The following is a 19,134-nucleotide window of genomic DNA, read 5'->3' on the forward strand; positions in this document are numbered from 1 at the left end:
GGCGGCGGGGGGCGCGGCCGGCGTGGCGGGGAGACTAGCGGCGGCGGCGGCCCTGCCGGCAGCGCGGCGGCGTACCGGGGACACCGATGCGGCCGAAGCCTCTCAGCATCCGGGACGGGACAGCGCGGCACGCACGGCGGCGGCGTAGGTGCGGCCGACCTTGAGCTCGGTGCCGTCGGCGAGCACGGCGATCAGCGCCGAATAGGCGCCGGTCCGGATGCGCGCCACGGCGTCGCGGCGGACGATGGTGCCGCGGTGGATGCGCAGGAACTCGGCGGGGTCGAGCCGCTCCCCCAGCGCCGCGAGGCTCTCGTGGTGGAGGTAGTCGGCGCCGCGGACGTGGATGCGGACGTAGTCGCGCTCCGCTTGGATGCGCAGGATCGCCTCGGCGGCGAGGCGGACGTGGTCTGCGCCGACGCGGACCCAGAGGTCGCGGCTGCGACGCTCGCGGGCGCCGACCGCCCGGCGCAGCGTCGCCACGGTCTCCTGCAGTTCGGCGACGCGCTCGGCATGGCCACGGGCGGCGACGGCGGCGCGGGCGCGCTCCATCGCGACGCGGAGGCGCGCCGGCTCGACCGGCTTGGTGACGTAGTCGACCGCGGCGGCCTCGAAGGCGCGCAGCGCGTGGTGGTCGAAGGCGGTGACGAACACGACGGCCGGGGCGATCCCCGCGGGCAGCCGGGCGAGCAGGTCGAAGCCGTCGCCGCCGGGCATCTGGACGTCGAGCAGCAGCACGTCGGCCGGCTCGTCCGCGAGGGAGCGGAGCGCGCCGGCGACGTCGCCGGCCTCGGCGATCCGGCCGACCCAGGCGAGCGCGCCGGCGAGGCGGATCAGGCGGCGACGGGCGAGCGGCTCGTCGTCGACGACGAGGACCGAGAGGCCGGTCATGCCGCCCGCCACGGCAGGTCGACGACGGCGCGCCAGCGGCCGGGCGCCACCGGTCCGGCGCTGAAGGCGGCATCGCCCGGAAAGCGCGCCGCCAGCCGGTCGGCGACGTTGCGCAGCCCGAGGCCGATGCCGGGCGGCGCGTCGCAGGGGGCCGCGGGCATGTCGTTCTCGACGATCAACTGCAGCCGGCCGGCGGAGCGGCGCGCCGCGAGCGCGATCTCGACCGAGCCGGCGGTGGCGCCGACGCCGTGCTTGACCGCGTTCTCGACCAGCGGCTGCAGGATCAGGCTGGGCACCAGCGCGTCCATCAGGTCGGGCGGAGCGTCGACGCCGAGGCGGAGGCGGTCGGAGAAGCGCTCGCGCTCGATCGCGAGATAGCCGGCCTGGAGCGCGATCTCGTCGGCGAGCGGCACGTCGTCGAACGGGTCGACCGCGAGCGTCGTGCGCAGGAAGGTCGACAGCGACATCACCATCCGGCCGGCACGCTCGGCGGCACCCTCCTCGACCAGGCCGGCGATCGAGTTCAGGGTGTTGAACAGGAAGTGCGGGTTTACCTGGTAGCGCAGCGCGCGCATCTGCGCCGCCAGCGCCTCCTCGCGCACGGCGGCGAGGCGCCGCTCGCGGTCGCGCACCTCGAAGCTGTAGAGCAGCGCCATGAACAGGCAGGCCCAGCCGAAGAAGCCCGCGGTGGTGTCGACCATGTCGAGGGCGGCTGCGTGGAGGTCGAAGACCACCGGCTGCGGCCACACGCAAACCACGTAGATCCCGAAGTTGATCGCGACCCCGACCGGACCGGCGAGGTGCGCCAGCACGAAGCAGAGGGCCGCCTTGGCGGGGAAGGAGAGCGTCGTCACCCGCATCAGCACCAGCGCGATCACCGTGGTGACGCCGGAGCAGAGCGCCATGTAGGCGAGCTTGCCCGGAGCCGAGGTGATCGGATCGGTTCCGGCGAGACCCCAGAGGAAGCTGGAGCTCACGAACACGCCCGCCCAGTAGACGAGCCCGAGTCCGAGCGCCGCGCGGCGGAACTCGCGCGACGAATCTCCCGGACCGTCGATTTCCATGGCCCTCGCCATCCTGCCGCCCCCGCCCGTCCAGGTCGTTCGTCGTCCCGCCGAAGCGGTTCGCAGAAATCCACGCCGCTCGCCGGCGGCGGGCCGCCACCGGCAGGCCCGGCGCTGCGACCGGCTGGAAAAGCCCATTACGATCCGATGCATGAGGAAGATCAAGCCATCTCCGACGGCGCCGGCGCGGCGCGCCGTGCGGGTCGACCGACGCCCGCCGCCGCCCTCGCGCGACACCCCCGTGGCCGTGGCCGGGGCGGTGTTCCGCATCACGATCGAGACCGACGATCCCGCCCTCGCGGCGGCGATCCGTGCCCGGCTGCCCGAGGCCGCAAAGGTGGGGCTGCGGCGGTTGAGGCGCGCGCCCGACCTCGACCGGCTCACCGCCCGCCAGCGCGAGGTGCTCGACCTGCTGCTCGAGCGTCGGTCGAACAAGGAGATCGGGCGCCTGCTCGGCCTGTCGCCGTTCACCGTCCGCAACCACGTCTCGGACCTGTTCGCGGCGCTCGGCGTGTCCTCGCGCGAGGCGGTGCGCGCCCTCGTCGGGAAGCCGTGACCGGTCGGACCGGGGTCGGGCGCGGATCAGAAGCGGATGTCGGCCTCGGTGGCCTTTCCCGGCTCGACCGCGACGGAGACCGCGGCGACCGCCTGCTCGCCCTGGACCGAGAGCTGGAACCTGCCCGGGGGCAGCGGCCACGCGTAGCTGCCGTCGGGACCGGTGATCACACCGAGTTCGGGAACGGCGGCGGTCGTCCCCGGCAAGGCGGCCGCCGCGACGACGGCCCCGGCGACGGGGGCGCCGTCGCTCGTGAGCACCCGGCCGCGCACGCCGACGAAATCGGACGGGCCGGCCGCGGCGCCGCCGCCCGCATCGGAGACCTGCGCATCGCCGCCGGTCCCTTCGCAGCCCACGAGGACCAGCGCCAGCGCGACCACGGCCGCGACGGCGAGCGGGCGTTGCACCGGGCGGACGTTCCGCCCGGTGCGATCACGGTTCGGCCGGTTCACGGCGCGTCGCGCCAGGACCGGAGGTTGGCGACGGCGGCTTCCGTCAGGCGCGTACCGGAGTTGGACGAGCTGCCGCCGTTGGTGTGGATCGCCATCGCGGCTCGGCCGTAGCTCGGATGGACGCGCCACACCGGGCTGCCGCTCTGGCAGCCGTAGGTGTCCATCGTGTAGGTGATCTTGCGGGTCTGCGTGGACGCCACGGTGCCGGACATCGTCCACATGGTGCCGCTCGGCTTGTCGCAGGGATAGCCGGTGACCGTGGCGGGCGACCCGGTCAGGCTCGCGCTCTGCCAGTAGAAGCCGAACCAGCCCGTCTTGGTGCCGACCGTGCAGTCGAGCTTGATCGCACCGTAGTCGTAGTTGGTGTCGTTGCTATTGGCCCAGCCGGCGACCGTGTAGAGCCGGCGCGCCTTGCAGGTGCCGTAGGGCTTGGTCGCGGCGTTGCGGCCGGGCGTCAGGATGTAGGTCGTGCGGTCGTAGAAGCCGGCCGAGCCGCCCGAGCCCTTGTGGACGCAGTGACCGGCGGTCGCCAGCGTATCCTTGCCGATCATCCAGCCGGTGCAGCCGTAGTAGCCGCCGCCGGCGGTCTGCTTGAACAGGATCTCGACGATCGCCCGGTACGGGAACGTGGTGGTCGCCGTGATCTGCGTACGGCCGTCGGATCCGATCACGGACCCCGGCGCGGAGAAGCCGTCGAGGGGATCGCTCGCACCCGGGGAGACGACGACGCCGCCCGAACCACCCGACGAACCACCGCCGGTGCCGGCGAAGGACGCCAGGCCGCGGGCGGCGCCGACGGCGGACGGCACGGCCGAACCGTCGCTCGACAGGATCGAGTCCGGACCCGCGGCGGACGCGGGCAGAGAAGACGCGGAAAGGGACGAAACGGCGAGGGCCGAACCCCAAAGGGTCGCGCAAACCACGCGACGAATGCGACGAGTAGTCATGATGGAAAACCTCCGCGTGCCCAGAAATCCCCCGGGACACGATGAGAAACATAGCAGTTCCACAGATGTCGGAACAGGGGGTCGCCACGTGCCGCGCCGGCTCGCCAGGGGCGCGCGAGTCTGGCATTGTCGAAAATCGACGCCGCGCTTCCGACGAGTTCCGCGACACCGATGACAATCACTTCCCGCCGTATCCTGCGCGGCCGAATCCTGAGCTTCCTGCGCCGTCCCGCCGGCGTCGGCGACGCCTCCAGCTACCGCCATCTCGCCGACGGCGTCGTCGTGGTCGAGGACGGGCGCATCGTCGCCGTGGCGGACGCCGGTGAGATCGACGCGTTCCGCACCGCCGGATGCGTCGTCGACGACCACCGCGGCAAACTGATCCTGCCGGGCTTCGTCGACACCCACATCCACTTCCCGCAGACGCGGGTGATCGCCAGCTACGGCGAACAGTTGCTCGAGTGGCTGTCGAAATACACCTTCCCGGCCGAAATGCGCTACGCCGACCGCGGCCACGCCGAGGCCGGCGCGCGCTTCTTCCTGGACGAGCTCGCCCGCAACGGCACCACCACCGCCGTGGTCTACGGCTCGGTGCACCGCGAGGCGATCGAGGCCTTCTTCGAGGAGAGCGAGCGGCGCGGCACGCTGATGCTCGCCGGCAAGACGATGATGGACCGCGGCGCGCCGGCGCCGCTGACCGACACCGCCGAGAGCGGCTATCGCGACACCACCGCACTCGTGAAGGCCTGGCACCGGCGCGGCCGCCAGCGCGTGGTGGTGACGCCGCGCTTCGCCATCACCTCGACGCCGGCGCAGTTGGAGGCGGCGGGCGCCCTCGCCCGCGAGAACCCGGACTGCCTCGTGCAGACCCACATGTCGGAGAACCGCGCCGAGATCGCCTACACCGCCGAGCTCTATCCCGAGCGCGCCGGCTATCTCGACGTCTACGACCACTACGGCCTCGTCGGCCCGCGCACGCTCCTCGGCCACTGCATCCATCTCCGACCCGACGAGATCGAGCGGATGAGCGAAGCGGGGGCGGTCGCGGTGTTCTGCCCGACCTCCAACCTCTTCATCGGCTCGGGCCTGTTCGACCACGACGGCCTCGAGAAGGGACCGCACCCGGTACGGATCGGCCTCGCCACCGACGTCGGCGGCGGCACCGACTACTCGATGCTGCGCACCGCGGCCGAGGCCTACAAGATCATGCAGTTGCGCGGGCAGAAGCTGTCGGCGCTGTCGGCCTTCGACCGCATGACCCGGGCCAACGCCGAGGTGATCGGCGAAGCGGATGAGATCGGCCGGATCGAGCCGGGCCTCGCCGCCGACCTCGTCGTGCTCGATTCCCGCGCCACCCCCGCCATGGCCCATCGGATGGAGGCCGTCGACGGCGACCTCGAGGAGGAGCTCTTCGTGCTGATGACCCTCGGCGACGACCGGGCCGTGGCCGCCACCTACGTGGCCGGACGCCCCGTCGGCGCGCGCTGACGCCGTCGACCGGTGCCGAAGGAGGTCCGATGCCGAGCAAGATCGCTGACGTCGCGCGCCGTGCCGGCGTCTCCACGGCGACCGTCAGCCGTACGCTGTCCGCTCCCGACATGGTGCGGCCGGAGACCCGGCAACGCGTGATGGCCGCGGTGGCGGCGCTCGACTACACGCCCAACGTCGCCGCCCGCAACCTGCGCTCCGGCTCGACCAACACCGTGCTGGTGGTACTGCCCAAGCTCGCGAACGGCTTCTTCGGCGAGGTGGTGCGCGGCGTCGAGGCGGAGCTGGCGCGCGAGGGCTACGGGCTGATCGTCAGCGACCTCGACGACGTCGAGGAGCGCGAGCAGCACGTGATCCGGCTGGTCGCCGCCGGTCACGTCGACGGCGTGCTGCTGTTCTCCGGCCGGATGCCGCGCTCGGGCGGGCGCAGCCTCGCCTGCTTCGGGCTGCCCGTGGTGGCCGCCAACGCCCGGATCGACCATCCGGGCGTGCCCAACGTCCTCGTCGACGAGCGTCCCGCCTCGGCGGCGCAGGTGCGCCACCTCCACGGGCTCGGCCACCGCCGCATCGGCTATCTCGCTTCGCTGCCCGGCAACGTCAACGACGTCCCGCGCTGGGCCGGCTTCCTCGACGGCCTCGCCGAGGTCGGGCTGCCGACGGAGCGGGCGCTTCGCTTCGAGGGCGACTATTCCTTCGCGTCCGGCGCCCGCAGCGCCGCCGCCTTCCTGGCGATGTCGCCCGACGAACGCCCGACCGGCATCGCCTCGGGATCCGACGAGATGGCGATCGCGTTCATGAACAGGATCCGGGCCGCCGGCGTCCGCGTTCCCGAGGAGGTCTCGGTGATCGGTTTCGACGGCATCGAGTTCGGCGCCTACTGCGAACCCGGCTTGACCACCATGCGCCAGCCGCAGCGCCCCGTCGGCGTCGCGGCGGCGCGCAAGTTGCTCGAAGGGCTCGACGGTGCGCCGGAGTTCCGGCTCGACGTCGAACTCGGGACGGAACTGGTACTGCGGGGCAGCACGGCTCCGCCGCCGCGGGCCTGACGGCCGCGCCCGGCGGCACGACGACAGCGGGCCGCGGCGGCGCTATCTTCGCCGCGGGGCGGACGAACGGGAAGGGCGGAACGGCGATGGACGACGGCACGGCCAGTTGGCTCGATCTGCGCGAGGAGGCCGACCGGGCGGCGCGCGACCCCGCGCTCGCGGCGGCGGCCGCCGCCTTCGCCGACGCGGCCGAGGGTACCGCGACCATCGTCGACCTCGGCGCCGGCACCGGCGCGATGCTGCGCGCGCTGGCGCCCCTGCTCGAGCGACCGGCGCGCTGGCGCCTCGTCGACGACGACCCCGCCCTCGCCGCGGTCGCCGCGGCCCGGCATCCCGAGGTCGAGACGGTGACGATGGCGCTCGCCGGCAACGTGCTGTTTCCCTTTGCCGACGCCACGCTGGTGACCACCGCCGACCTCGTCGGCGACGTTCCGGAGAGCTTCGTCGCCCGGCTGGTCGCCTCGCTGGCGTCGCGCCGCGCCGGCTTCTACGCCGCCGGCGTGTTCGACGGCACCGTGGTCTTCGAGCCGCCGCACGCACTGGACGAGGCCGTCGTCGCGGCGCACGACCGCTTCCTGCGCGCCGACGATGGCGGTGGGCCGGCGCTCGGCGCGACCGCCGTCGAGGTTCTCGCCCGCACGCTCGACCGCGCCGGCTACGCCGTCTCAGTGGCGAAGACGCCGTGGCGACTCGGACCCGACGACGGCGCGCTCGCCGGCGTGCTGCTGCGCCGGCTCGCCGACGCCGCCGCGGAGACGCTGGAGCGCGAGGCGGTCGGCGACTGGCTCGCCTTCCGGCTCGAGGCGGCCGAGACCACGGACGGACGCGTCACCGTCGGCCACGACGACCTGTTCGCAAAGCCGCTCTGACGCCGGCCCCCGCGATCAGGGCACCGGGTTCGGCGGCCGCCCGACCGGCGCCGGCGGTGCGGCGGGCGCGGGGGTGGACGGCCGCGGGGCGGCGGGGCCGGCGGACATCGCCCCGACGAAGCGGTCGCGGAAGGCGCTCATGCGCCACTGCGGCGCGCCGCGCGCCGGCAGCATGCCCGCGCTCCAGCCCCAGGAGGCGACGGCGTCGATCACGCGGCGGTCGCGCGCGACGAGGTGGACCGGGACGACCGGCGTCGCGCGCCCGAGCGCCCGGCCCGGCGGCGCCTCGCCGACAAGCACGACGACCAGACGGCCGTCGCCGTAGGTGCGCAGCCAGGAGACCAGCGTCGTCAGGCTGCCCTCGATCGCGCGGCGGTATCGGGCCCGGGCGTCACCCGAGGCGGCCGGACGCGCCGCCGCGAGACCGCTGCCGTCGCCGAGGCTGCGCCAGGACGCCAGCGGCGGCGGCGCCGGCCAGGGCGACCTCGTGCCGGCGAGCGCGATCTCGGCCATCACCGGACGGTCCGGAGCGCCGGCGCGTTCCAGCCGCTGGAAGGCAGCGAGAGTGAACTGGTCGGGGATCGGCGCGTCCGGGCCGGTCGGCGGAGCGTAGCCGAGTTCGGCGGCGTCGTGGACGCGGTCGTGGCCGTACCACGGGCTCTCGCCTCGGCCAGCCGGGAAGGCGGGCATCAGCGCCGCCGTCCGCCAGCCGGCGCGGCGGAACAGCGCGCCGAGCGACGGGCGGCCGGAGGCGACGACGTCGTCGTAGTCGCCGGTGGTCGGGACCCAGCGGCCGGAGGTCAGCGCGACGCGGCCGAGCCAGCCCGCGTCGCCCTCCGACGGCGCCTCCAGGAAGGCGGAACGGGCGGTGAGGCCGGCGGCGGCGACGTCGCGGCCGGCGCGCTCCAGCAGCGGGCCGATGGTGGTGGCGTAGTCGGGATCGTCGAGCAGCACGCGGCCGTAGTTCGGCAGGTAGACGATCGCGACGTCCTTGCCGCGCAGCACCGAGAACAGCCGGTCCGTCGGCACCGCCGCCGCGGCGTCGTCGTCGCGCGAGGCCGGTGCGGGCTTGGGGCGGGCCGGAACGGCGGCGGGGTCGGGGGCCTTCGCCACCGGTGCGGAGGTCGCCCGCGGACGGGCCGCCGCCACCTCGGCCGGGGCGTAGGACATCGCGCCGACGTGGTCGGCGACGAGGCGGACGTTGCGCCAGCCGGCGACCGCGCTGTCGGCGACGACGCCGGCGGCGATCGCCAGCACCAGGATCGAGGCGAGCACCGGGCGGCCGCGGGCATAGGGGTCGAGGGCGGCGGCGACGCGGCGCAGCGCCACGTCGAGGAGCCGGAACACGAGGCCGGCCGCCAGCAGCGCGCCGCCGACGGCGCCGGCGATGCGCGCCGTCGCGAGCGTGCCGCCGCCGGCGGCCGCCATGCGGTAGAGCCGCGACGGATCGGCACGGAGGTCGAAGGCACGGTCGTAGGTCGCGAAGGCCCAGAGATCGCCCGCCTTGAGGGCGACCAGAAGCGTCAGCACCAGTGCGGTGGCGAGGCGCAGAGGCGCGGCGGCGGCGCCGCGGCCGAGCGAGAGCGCCAGGAGCACGAACAGCGCCTCGAGCGGCAGCGCCACCTGCGGCGGGAAGCCGTAGGCGTCGGGGCGCGCCGGCGCGACCAGCACGGCGGCGATCAGCGCGAGCGCCGCCACAAGCCCCGCGGCCGCGGGGGTCGTCCCGCGCTTCGTACGCCGCCGCCTCGCCGCCATCGCCACCGATTCTCCGCGTTCCACGCCGCACCCGAATCGATCCTGACCCGCCCGGGCGATCCGGTCCAGAGGCCGCGCACGGCGGTGCGCACGCGCTCGCTGCACCGCACATTCGCGGCTGGGATGCATCTTCGGGGCTATGGCCGGCGGGCGCGAGATGGGATATGCGGGTCTCGGAACCGGGACGGGATCACGGCGGGCCCGGCCGCCGCCGCGGCACCGACGGACATTCATTTCAGGGGAAAGCTCATGCGCATTGCGATGATCGGGTCTGGTTACGTCGGTCTGGTCTCCGGGGCGTGCTTCGCCGATTTCGGCCACGACGTCGTCTGCATCGACAAGGCGGCCGAGAAGATCGAAGCCCTGAAGAACAATAGGATCCCGATCTTCGAGCCGGGCCTCGACGCCTTGGTGAAGAGCAACGTCGACGCCGGCCGCCTGTCGTTCACGACCGACCTCGCCGAGCCCGTCGCCGCCGCCGACGTGGTGTTCATCGCCGTCGGCACGCCGTCGCGCCGCGGCGACGGCCATGCGGACCTCTCCTACGTCTACGGAGCCGCGCGCGAAATCGCCCGTGCGATCAAGGGCTTCACCGTGGTCGTCACCAAGTCGACCGTGCCGGTCGGCACCGGTGACGAGGTCGAGCGCATCATCCGCGAGGAGAACCCGGAGGCCGACGTCGCCGTCGTCTCCAATCCGGAGTTCCTGCGCGAGGGCGCCGCGATCGGCGACTTCAAGCGCCCGGACCGCATCGTGGTCGGCATCGAGGACGAGCGCGCCCGCGAGCCGATGACCGAGGTCTACCGCCCGCTCTACCTCAATCAGGCGCCGCTGCTGTTCACCAGCCGCCGCACCTCAGAGCTGATCAAGTACGCCGCCAACGCCTTCCTCGCGATGAAGATCACCTTCATCAACGAGATCGCGGACCTCTGCGAGCACGTCGGCGCCGACGTCCAGCAGGTCGCGCGCGGCATCGGCCTCGACAACCGCATCGGCTCGAAGTTCCTGCACGCCGGCCCGGGCTACGGCGGCTCGTGCTTCCCGAAGGACACGCTGGCCCTCGTCAAGACCGCGCAGGACTACGCCAGCCCGATCCGCCTGATCGAGACCACGGTCAGCATCAACGACCAGCGCAAGCGCGCGATGGCGCGCAAGGTGATCCAGGCCGTCGGCGGCGACGCCCGCGGCAAGACGATCGCCGTGCTCGGCCTCACCTTCAAGCCGAACACCGACGACATGCGCGACGCCCCGTCGCTGTCGATCATCCAGGCGCTGCAGGACGCCGGCGCGGTGATCCGCGCCTACGACCCGGAGGGCATGGAGCCGGCCAAGGCGATGCTGTCGGGCGTCTCCTACGGCACGTCGGCCTACGACGTCGCCGAGGGCGCCGACGCGGTGGTGATCGTGACCGAGTGGGACGTGTTCCGCGCCCTCGACTTCCCGCGCCTCAAGAGCATCGTCAAGGCGCCGGTGTTCGTCGACCTGCGCAACGTCTACCCGCGCGAGGAGGTCGAGCGCCACGGCTTCGCCTTCACCGGGGTCGGCCGCGCCACCAAGCCGGCGGCGGGCGGCGCGTGATGCGCTTCCTCGTCACCGGGACCGCCGGTTTCATCGGCTTCCACCTCGCCCGCAGGCTGCTCGACGACGGCCACGTCGTCGTCGGCTTCGACGGCATGACGCCCTACTACGACGTGGCGCTCAAGCACGAGCGCCATGCCATGCTCGCGACGCGCGAGGGCTTCACCGCCGTCGAGGGCATGCTGGAGGACATGGACGCGCTGCGGCGCGCGGCGGACCTGGCGAAGGCGGACGTGATCGTGCATCTCGCCGCCCAGGCGGGGGTGCGCTACAGCATCGAAAATCCCCGGGCCTACGTCGACAGCAACCTGATCGGCTCGTTCAACCTGCTCGAGATCGCCCGCGAGACGGCGCCGCGGCACCTGCTGCTGGCCTCGACCAGTTCGGTCTACGGCTCGAACCTCGTCATCCCCTTCGCCGAGACCGACCGCGCCGACGAGCCGATGACGATCTACGCCGCCTCCAAGAAGGCGATGGAGGCGATGGCGCACGCCTACGCCCATCTCCACGCCATTCCGACGACGGCGTTCCGTTTCTTCACCGTCTACGGTCCGTGGGGCCGGCCGGACATGGCGCTGTTCAAGTTCGTCGACGCCATCCTCGCCGGACGGCCGATCGACGTCTACGGCGAAGGCCGGATGCAGCGCGACTTCACCTACGTCGACGACCTGATCGAAGCGGTCGTCCGCCTGATCGACGTGGTGCCCGGGCCGGACAACCGTGTCACCGCCACCGGCGTCGTCGACACGCTGTCGCACGTGGCGCCGTTCCGCGTCGTCAACCTCGGCGGCGGCCAGCCGATCGGCCTCGTCGACTTCGTCGACACCGTCGAGGCCGCCGTCGGCCGGACCGCGGTGCGCAACATGCTGCCGATGCAGCCGGGCGACGTGCCGCGCACCTTCGCCGCGGCCGACCTCCTGAAGGCGCTGACCGGCTACGTGCCGTCGACGCCGCTCGCCGACGGCGTCGCCGCCTTCGTGTCCTGGTACCGGGACTGGCGCGGGGTGTGAGTCCCGCAGGGGCGGAGCGGGTCGCCGGAGGCCCACCGCCCTCCCCGCACCCGCGCCGATCGCCCATCGGGCACGCGACGGATGCCGCGCGCCGTCCGCGTCTGCGATGATGGCGGCCGAGGCCGAAGCGGCTTCGCGCGAGGAGGCGGCATGGCGATGGAAACCGTCGTTCCCGGGGACGCACCGGGAACTGGCACCGACCACGACGACGACGACGACGTCCGCGCCTTCTCGCCGATGGCGCTCGCGCGGATCGCCGTCACCTTCGCCGCCGGCGTGCTGGTCTGGCTCGACGTCCACGAGCCCTGGGTCCGGCTCGACGTGATCGGCGTCGCCGGCCTCGTCTTCGGCGGCTGGCCGATCTTCCGCGAGGCGTGGTCGAGCCTGATGGAACGGCGCATGACCATGGAACTCTCCATGGTCATCGCGATCGCCGCCGCCGCCTCGATCGCCGAGTTCCTGACCGCGCTCGTCATCCTGGTGTTCGTGCTGGTGGCCGAGGAACTCGAGCACCTGACCGTCGCCCGCGGCCGCAGCGCCATCCACGCGCTCACCGACGTGATGCCGCGCACCGCCAGGGCGCGGCGCGCGGGCGCCGTCGTCACGGTCGCGGTCGACGACCTCGTGGCGGGCGACCGCGTGCTGGTGGCACCGGGCGAGGCGATCCCGGTCGACGGCGCCGTCGTCGACGGCCGTTCCCACGTCGACCAGTCGCGTATCACCGGCGAGTCGATGCCGGCCGCCAAGGGGGCCGGCGACCCGGTCTACGCCGGTTCGGTCAACCAGGCCGGCGCGATCGAGATCGTGGTCGAGCGGGTCGGCGCCGACACCAGCTACGGCCGTATCGTCGAAGCGGTGGAGCGCGCCGGCCGCAGCCGCGCGCCTGTGCATCGCCTCGCCGATCGTCTGGCCGGACAACTGGTCTGGTTCGCCTTCGCCTCGGCCGCGGTCACCTTCCTGGTGACGCGCGACATCCACGACACCATCTCGGTGGTGATCGTCGCCGGCGCCTGCGGCGTCGCCGCCGGCACGCCGCTCGCGATCCTCGGCGGCATCGGCCGTTCCGCCCGGCTCGGGGCCGTGGTCAAGGGCGGTCTGCACCTCGAGAACCTCTCCAGGGTCGACACCGTGGTGGTCGACAAGACCGGCACGCTGACCTTCGGCGAACCGTCGGTCGGCGCCGTGCTGCCGGAGGGCGGCACCGACGCAGACACCCTGCTCGCCCTCGCCGCCGCCGCCGAAGCCCGCTCGGAACATCCGCTCGCCCGCGCCGTGGTGCGCGCCGCGGCGGCGCGCGGTCTCGCCCCCCTCGAGGCGGAGACCTTCGACAACACCGTCGGCCTCGGCATCCGCGCCGTCGTCGACGGCCGGCGCGTCCTCTGCGGCAACCGCCGCCTGCTCGAGGCCGACGGCGTCGAGGTGCCGCCGATCGAGCGCGACGCGGCGTCCTCGCAGGTGCTGGTCGCGATCGACGGCCGCTTCGCCGGGCGGATCCTGGTCGCGGACGCGGTCAGGCCCGAGGCGGCCGGCGCGGTCCGCGCCCTCGGCGCCATGGGCATCCGCACGGTCCTGCTCACCGGCGACGTGCCGGCGGTGGCCGAGGCGGTCGCGGGCGCGCTCGGCATCGCAGAGGTCGGCGCGGAGATGCTGCCGGAGGACAAGCTCGCCCGGATCGAGGCGCTGACCGCGGCGGGCCGCGTGGTGGCGATGGTCGGCGACGGCGTCAACGACGCCCCGGCGCTGATCCGCGCGACGGTCGGCGTCGCGATGGGTTCGGGCACCGACGTCGCCCGGGAGAGCGCCGACGTGCTGCTGATCGGCAACGACCTCGCCCGTTTCGTCGAGACCATCGAGGTCGCCCGCCGCACCCGGCGCGTGATCATGCAGAACTTCGCGGGCACGCTGACGGTCGATCTCCTCGGCATCGCCCTCGCCGCCACCGGCCACCTCGACCCGATGCTGGCCGCCTTCGTCCACGTCTCGTCGGAGCTGGTCTTCCTGCTCAACTCCGCCCGGTTGCTGCCCGGCCGGGACCGCGGCGCGCCCCGGACTCCGGGCGCGACTTACGGCTTGCCATCCGCAGTGCGGAATCGATAACTTGCGCCCTCAGATGGGGTTCGGGGCAAGCAAATCGGCGACGGTGTCAGTTCACCGCGCGACCGGAGACGGCGGTGTACGGGGCGTTCCGGGGCACGTCGTACGGATACTCAAGTCATTCGAGGGAATTGAATAGAAACGCCATCCGTTATCGGACAGTCTTTGAAACAGGGGATGATCGACTTGAGCTTTGACGATCCGACCGCTTCCTTCAAGCGGCCCGCCGCCGATCCCGTGCCGAACACGGCCGCGTTCGAAACGACGCCCCTCGTGAAGCCGACCGGCTTCCGCGAATACGACGCGCGGTGGTGGTTCGGCCATCCCGGCTCGCCGAAGACGCCGGAGCTCAACCTGATGGGCGTTCAGGCCCTCGGTCTCGGTCTCGGCACCCTGCTGCACGAACTCGGCAAGCCGCTCGAGGTCGTCACCGGCCACGACTTCCGCGGCTACTCGATGGGCATCAAGATCGCACTGGCGCAGGGCCTGATGGCCGCCGGCTGCAAGGTGCACGACATCGGCCTCGCGCTGTCGCCGATGGCCTATTTCGCCCAGTTCGCCCTCGACGTCCCGGCGGTCGCGATGGTGACCGCGAGCCACAACGACAACGGCTGGACCGGCGTCAAGATGGGCTGCGACCGTCCGGTCACCTTCGGTCCGGAGGAGATGGGCCGTCTGAAGGAGATCGTGCTCTCCGGCGCCTTTCGCTCGGCGCCGGGCGGTGCCTACCGCTACGTCGACGGCTTCGCCGACGTCTACGCCGACGACCTCGTCGCCGACCGCCGGATCAACCGCAAGCTGCGCGTGATCGCCGCCTGCGGCAACGGTACGGCCGGTGCCTTCGCCCCGGCGGTGCTGGAACGCCTCGGCGTCGAGGTGATCCCGCTCGACGCCGAGCTCGACTGGACCTTCCCGCGCTACAATCCCAATCCCGAGGACATGGAGATGCTCCATGCCATGGCGCACGCGGTGAAGGAACACGGCGCCGACCTCGCCCTCGGCTTCGACGGCGACGGTGACCGCTGCGGCGTGGTCGACGAGAAGGGCAACGAGATCTTCGCCGACAAGATCGGCGTGATGCTGGCGCGCGACCTCGCCACCGTCCACCCGAAGCCGACCTTCGTCGTCGACGTCAAGTCGACCGGCCTCTACCACTCCGACCCGGTGCTGCGCGACCTCGGCGTCACCACCGACTACTGGAAGACCGGCCACAGCTACATCAAGCGCCGGGTCCGCGACCTGCAGGCGCTCGCCGGCTTCGAGAAGTCCGGCCACTTCTTCTTCAACGCCCCGGTCGGCCGCGGCTACGACGACGGTCTCGTCACCGCGATCGCGGTGCTGCAGATGCTCGACCGCAATCCCGGCAAGTCGATGAGCGAGCTCTACGACGCCCTGCCGAAGACCTGGGGCTCGCCGACGATGTCGCCGCACTGCGCCGACGAGGTGAAGTACGACGTGGTCGACCGCGTCGTCGCCCGCTTCCGCGCGATGGCCGCGGCGGGCGAGACGATCGCCGGCCACGCGATCACCGACATCGTCACCGTCAACGGCGTCCGCGTCACCACCGCCGACGGCACCTGGGGCCTCGTGCGCGCGTCGTCGAACAAGCCGGAACTCGTCGTCGTCGTCGAGAGCCCGGCCTCGGAAGCGCGCCTGCACGAGATGTTCCACGCGGTCGACGGCGTGCTCCGGGAGAACCCGGAAGTCGGCGCCTACAACCAGACGATCTGAACCGGGACGGGGCCGCGCCGCCGCGGCCCCTCCGCCGCGAGCGGCGGCCGCCGGCGGGGAGCGTCCCGTAACGCAGGGCGGGACCGCCGGGATGGACAGCCGACCGGGTCCCCGGACCCGCCGATGGGAAGAACGACAGACGATGACGCGTGTTCTGGTTACGGGTTCGGCCGGCTTCACGGGGCGGCACTTCCGGGCGCGGCTCGCCGAACGTGCCGACGTGACGGCACTGTGGACGGCGCGCACCGCCGAGGACGGCCTCGAGGCGCTGGAACTGACCGACGCCGAGGCGGTCGACGCGGCGGTCGCCGCGTTCCGGCCCGACTGCGTGGTGCACCTCGCCGCGCAGGCCTCGCTGGTCAGGGCCGACCAGTCGCCGGCGTCTTCCTGGCGCTCGAACGTCGACGCCACGATCAATCTCGCCCTCGCGGTCGCCCGGCACGTGCCGGAGAGCCGCTTCGTGTTCGCCTCGACGGCTCAGGTCTACGGCCGCGTGTTCCTGCAGGAGGCGCCGGTCGACGAGACCTCGCCGATCGCCCCCGAGGGCGTCTACCCGCACACCAAGGCCGCCGCCGAGATGGCGCTGCGCGACATGCTGCCGGCCACGGTCGAGACCGTGGTGCTGCGCTCGTTCAACCAGATCGGCGCCGAGCAGGAGCGCGCCTACGTCACCGCCACCTTCGCGGCCCAGGTCGCCGAGGCCGAGGCGGGGCTGCGGGGCACCGCCATCCGCGTCGGCAACCTCGCCGCGGTGCGCGACTTCCTCGACGTGCGCGACTTCGTCCGACTGCTCGACACGGTCGCGACCGGCCCGCGCAAGGCGGCGGGATACCGGATCTACAACGTCGGCTCCGGCAACCCGGTCAGCATCGGCTCGATCCTCGAGCGGCTCCGGGCGATGTCGACGGTGGCGCTGACGGTCGACGTCGATCCGGCCCTGTTCAGGCCGATCGACGTGCCGTATACGGCGGGGGCTTTCGAGGCCGTTCGCAAGGACTACGACTGGTGCACGAGCATCTCGCTCGAACGCAGCCTCGAGGACATTCTCGCCCATTGGCGTCGGACCGTCGGCACCCGGGTCCGGTGAACGGGATGAACAGAGGGAATTTGATGAGCCTGGAAGAGATCCCCGCCACCGTGACGCCGACCGATCCGACGCCCGAGGACAAGCCGGCACCGCCGCCGGCACCGCCCAAGCCGTGCTCGCTCGGCCACGTCGACGGGGTCATCGGCGGCGTTCTCCACGGCTGGGCGATCGCCGACCCGTCGCAGCCCGCCCCGGTGCGCATCGTCGCCGGCGAGCGGCTGATCGGCATCGTGCAGGCGAGCGACGTTCGCAACGACGTCAAGGCCGCCGGCCATCCGACCGCCGTCTGCGGCTTCCGCTTCGATCTCAACGGCTTCCTCGACCGGCTGCGGCCGGGCACGGCCTTCGAACTCGAGGTCTACGCCGGCGACGACGACCAGCCGATCGGCCGCTGGCGGCCGGATTGGATGGGCGACTTCGGTGTCGTCGGCCGTCTCGCCCACGCGACCGCCGACAGCTTCGCCAAGCTGGTGCTGACGACGATCGAGAACCTGCGCCGCGCCGCCGCCGGCGCCTGGCCGGACGACCATGTCGCCGGCCCCGCCCCGGCGCCGTCGGAGATGCCGGCGCCGTGGGAGCGGCTGTTCGAGCCCACCACGATCCCGGAGACGGTGCGCCGCATCGCCGGCAGCGGCACCAAGCCGACCGCCGGCTTCCTCGACTTCACGCGCTACCGCATGCGCGGCGACCAACTGTTCCAGCCCGAGACCTTCCCGCGTCACCGCGACCTGTTCCTGCGCTGGTATCTCGAGCACTACTCGCGCCAGCGCGGTCACCTGCGCTCGCCGCTGCCGAAGGCGGACGTCGACTATCTCAACGAGGTCGGCAACTTCCCGCCGGCGTCGCGGGCGATGAGCCTGTTCCTGCCCGAGCATCCCGACTTCAAGGGCTCGATAGAGCAGGGTGACACGGCCCGCCTGCTGTACTGGTGGGCGATGGAAAAGGCGCCGCAGCTCTGCGTCGAGGACTGCCTCGTGCCGGACTGGGTCGCCTCGCGGCTGGCGCGGATCCCGGGCGAGGACACCGGCAAGGTGTATCCGATCAGCCAGTTCATGCAGTTCGTGATCGCCGCCGATCCCCGGCTGCACTTCCTCGATCAGAGGAAGCCCGCGGACCGCTTCGCGCTCTACCTCTACTTCGTGCTGTTCGCGCTTTCGCGCCCCGACGTGCTGCGCTTCATGCCGGTCGAATACCTGCGTCCGCTGCTGTCGGGCCGCAAGCTCGCCGACGGCTCGACCGCGGCCTTCCCCAAGCTGCTGCGCGCGGTAACGCGCCTGCCCGAGACGCTGATCCCCGACGACATCATGTCGGTCAACTTCGCCCGCCGGCTGTTCGACCCGGCGACGCTGCGCTTCCGCACCCGCACCAAGGGCCACCGCATCGCCTCGCCGGCCTTTTCGCTGCCGGATCCCTCGACCACCGTCGACGTCCAGCTGATCGGGCCGGTGGAGAAGGCGTCCGGCCTCGGTCAGGCGGCCCGGCTGTCGCTGTCGATGCTCGAGCGCAGCGGCCGCAGCGTCTCGGCCTACGACTTCGGCATGGACAACCCGGCGCCCGAGGGATTCTCGTCGCAGAAGAAGCACGGCAAGCTGGCGCGTGCGCGCGTCAACCTGCTGCATCTCAACGGCGAGTCGATCCCGCTCGCCTACGCCTACATGCCGAACGTCTACGAAGGCGCCTACAACATCGGCTACTTCTTCTGGGAGCTCGACAGCCCGGCCAACTGCCACCATCTCGCGCTGCAGCTGCTCGACGAGATCTGGGTGTCCTCGGAATACTGCCGAAAGGTCTTCCAGGCGCACACCGACAAGCCGGTGGTCAACGTCGGCATGTGCGCCGAGGACGTCCCCGAGTTCGCGCGCGAGGAATCGCGCGACCTGGTGAGGCGCTACACCGGCGTCGACGACGAGACCTTCGTGTTCCTCGCCGCGTTCGACAGCTTCTCCTTCGTGCAGCGCAAGAACCCGATCGGCGTCATCCGGGCCTTCCAGGCCGCCTTCCCCGGCCGCCAGGACGTCTGCCTGCTCTTGAAGACGCACAACCGGCAGCGCGTCCACGACCCGAAGCAGATCCAGATCTGGGACGTGGTCGACGACGCGGTGCGCTCGGATCCGCGGATCCGGTTGATCGACGAGACGATGCCCTACGACGACGTCATCCGCCTGAAGCGGGGCGTCGACTGCTACGTCTCGCTCCACAAGTCCGAGGGCTGGGGCTTCGGCATGCTGGAGGCGATGAGCGCCGGCACGCCGGTGATCGCCACCGCCTACTCCGGCAACATGGACTTCTGCGACGACGAGGTCTGCTGGCTGGTGCCGTGGACCGAGTATTGCCTCGCCCACGACGAGTACATCTTCGTGGTGCCGGGCCAGAAGTGGGCCGAGCCCGACGTCGCCGCCGCCGCCCGGGTGATGCGCTCCGTCATCGGCTCGCCCGAGGAGCGCGCCGCCAAGGCCGAGGCGGCCCGGCGCCGGATCACGTCGAGCTTCTCGGAGGAGGCGGTCGCCCGCCGCTACGCCGCGCGGCTCGACGAGATCTTCGCGGCGCGGTCGTGACGGTGGCGCCGTTG

Annotated in this window: 15 protein-coding genes; 10 read left to right on the forward strand and 5 right to left on the reverse strand. The window is 72.4% G+C overall.

Going from position 1 to position 19,134, the window contains the following annotated elements:
* Nucleotides 1-102 precede the first annotated feature (102 nt).
* Together EDD54_RS16180 and EDD54_RS16185 are read right to left on the reverse strand one after the other, a co-directional pair.
* A complete protein-coding gene (locus EDD54_RS16180; RefSeq protein WP_126538120.1) occupies nucleotides 103-888 on the reverse strand; it encodes a LytR/AlgR family response regulator transcription factor in 786 nt (261 codons plus the stop codon).
* Nucleotides 885-1,952 (reverse strand): sensor histidine kinase, encoded by a 1,068-nt coding sequence (locus EDD54_RS16185; RefSeq protein WP_126538122.1) that lies wholly within the window; start codon nucleotides 1,950-1,952, stop codon nucleotides 885-887. The genes EDD54_RS16180 and EDD54_RS16185 overlap by 4 nt, the downstream gene beginning before the upstream one ends.
* Nucleotides 1,953-2,193: 241 nt before the next feature.
* On the opposite strand from EDD54_RS16185, the gene EDD54_RS23750 reads away from it, so the two are divergent.
* On the forward strand, nucleotides 2,194-2,508 hold the full coding sequence (locus EDD54_RS23750) for a LuxR C-terminal-related transcriptional regulator (protein ID WP_321184130.1): 315 nt from the start codon (nucleotides 2,194-2,196) through the stop codon (nucleotides 2,506-2,508).
* 26 nt (nucleotides 2,509-2,534) lie between these two features.
* Here EDD54_RS23750 and EDD54_RS23065 read toward each other — a convergent pair whose 3' ends face one another.
* Together EDD54_RS23065 and EDD54_RS16200 are read right to left on the reverse strand one after the other, a co-directional pair.
* Nucleotides 2,535-2,915: a carboxypeptidase regulatory-like domain-containing protein gene (locus EDD54_RS23065; RefSeq protein ID WP_166653461.1), complete on the reverse strand. Its 381-nt coding sequence runs from the start codon at nucleotides 2,913-2,915 to the stop codon at nucleotides 2,535-2,537.
* A gap of 41 nt (nucleotides 2,916-2,956) precedes the next feature.
* A complete protein-coding gene (locus tag EDD54_RS16200; RefSeq protein WP_165644766.1) occupies nucleotides 2,957-3,769 on the reverse strand; it encodes a trypsin-like serine peptidase in 813 nt (270 codons plus the stop codon).
* Between the two features lie 309 nt (nucleotides 3,770-4,078).
* Here EDD54_RS16200 and guaD point away from each other — a divergent pair, with 309 nt between their 5' ends.
* The 3 genes from guaD to EDD54_RS16215 all read left to right on the forward strand — a co-directional run bounded on the left by guaD (nucleotide 4,079) and on the right by EDD54_RS16215 (nucleotide 7,310).
* The gene (gene guaD / locus EDD54_RS16205; protein WP_126538130.1) at nucleotides 4,079-5,395 is read left to right on the forward strand and encodes a guanine deaminase; all 1,317 of its coding nucleotides are present in this window, start codon (nucleotides 4,079-4,081) and stop codon (nucleotides 5,393-5,395) included.
* A 29-nt stretch (nucleotides 5,396-5,424) separates the two neighbouring features.
* Nucleotides 5,425-6,441, forward strand: coding sequence for a LacI family DNA-binding transcriptional regulator (locus EDD54_RS16210; RefSeq protein WP_126538132.1), 1,017 nt, complete (start codon nucleotides 5,425-5,427; stop codon nucleotides 6,439-6,441).
* A gap of 86 nt (nucleotides 6,442-6,527) precedes the next feature.
* Nucleotides 6,528-7,310 (forward strand): class I SAM-dependent methyltransferase, encoded by a 783-nt coding sequence (locus EDD54_RS16215; RefSeq protein ID WP_126538134.1) that lies wholly within the window; start codon nucleotides 6,528-6,530, stop codon nucleotides 7,308-7,310.
* A 15-nt stretch (nucleotides 7,311-7,325) separates the two neighbouring features.
* On the opposite strand, the gene EDD54_RS16220 is transcribed toward EDD54_RS16215, so the two are convergent.
* Nucleotides 7,326-9,065 carry a hypothetical protein gene (locus EDD54_RS16220; protein ID WP_126538136.1) on the reverse strand — a complete coding sequence of 580 codons (1,740 nt, stop codon included), beginning with the start codon at nucleotides 9,063-9,065 and terminating at the stop codon, nucleotides 7,326-7,328.
* Nucleotides 9,066-9,314: 249 nt separating this feature from the next.
* Here EDD54_RS16220 and EDD54_RS16225 point away from each other — a divergent pair, with 249 nt between their 5' ends.
* The 6 genes from EDD54_RS16225 (at nucleotide 9,315) to EDD54_RS16250 (ending at nucleotide 19,120) form a co-directional block, all read left to right on the forward strand.
* Entirely contained in the window at nucleotides 9,315-10,643 is a 1,329-nt protein-coding gene (locus EDD54_RS16225) for a UDP-glucose dehydrogenase family protein (RefSeq protein ID WP_126538138.1), read from the forward strand.
* The gene (locus EDD54_RS16230) at nucleotides 10,643-11,653 is read left to right on the forward strand and encodes an NAD-dependent epimerase/dehydratase family protein (protein ID WP_126538140.1); all 1,011 of its coding nucleotides are present in this window, start codon (nucleotides 10,643-10,645) and stop codon (nucleotides 11,651-11,653) included. The genes EDD54_RS16225 and EDD54_RS16230 overlap by 1 nt, the downstream gene beginning before the upstream one ends.
* Nucleotides 11,654-11,803: 150 nt before the next feature.
* Nucleotides 11,804-13,750, forward strand: a complete 1,947-nt coding sequence (locus tag EDD54_RS16235) for a heavy metal translocating P-type ATPase (protein ID WP_126538142.1) — start codon at nucleotides 11,804-11,806, stop codon at nucleotides 13,748-13,750.
* 174 nt (nucleotides 13,751-13,924) lie between these two features.
* Nucleotides 13,925-15,478: a phosphomannomutase/phosphoglucomutase gene (locus EDD54_RS16240; RefSeq protein ID WP_126538144.1), complete on the forward strand. Its 1,554-nt coding sequence runs from the start codon at nucleotides 13,925-13,927 to the stop codon at nucleotides 15,476-15,478.
* 142 nt (nucleotides 15,479-15,620) lie between these two features.
* Nucleotides 15,621-16,565 carry an NAD-dependent epimerase/dehydratase family protein gene (locus EDD54_RS16245; protein ID WP_165644551.1) on the forward strand — a complete coding sequence of 315 codons (945 nt, stop codon included), beginning with the start codon at nucleotides 15,621-15,623 and terminating at the stop codon, nucleotides 16,563-16,565.
* A 23-nt stretch (nucleotides 16,566-16,588) separates the two neighbouring features.
* The gene (locus tag EDD54_RS16250; RefSeq protein ID WP_165644550.1) at nucleotides 16,589-19,120 is read left to right on the forward strand and encodes a glycosyltransferase; all 2,532 of its coding nucleotides are present in this window, start codon (nucleotides 16,589-16,591) and stop codon (nucleotides 19,118-19,120) included.
* Nucleotides 19,121-19,134: the final 14 nt, after the last annotated feature.

The organism is Oharaeibacter diazotrophicus (assembly GCF_004362745.1).
GTDB classification, from domain to species: Bacteria; Pseudomonadota; Alphaproteobacteria; order Rhizobiales; family Pleomorphomonadaceae; genus Oharaeibacter; species Oharaeibacter diazotrophicus.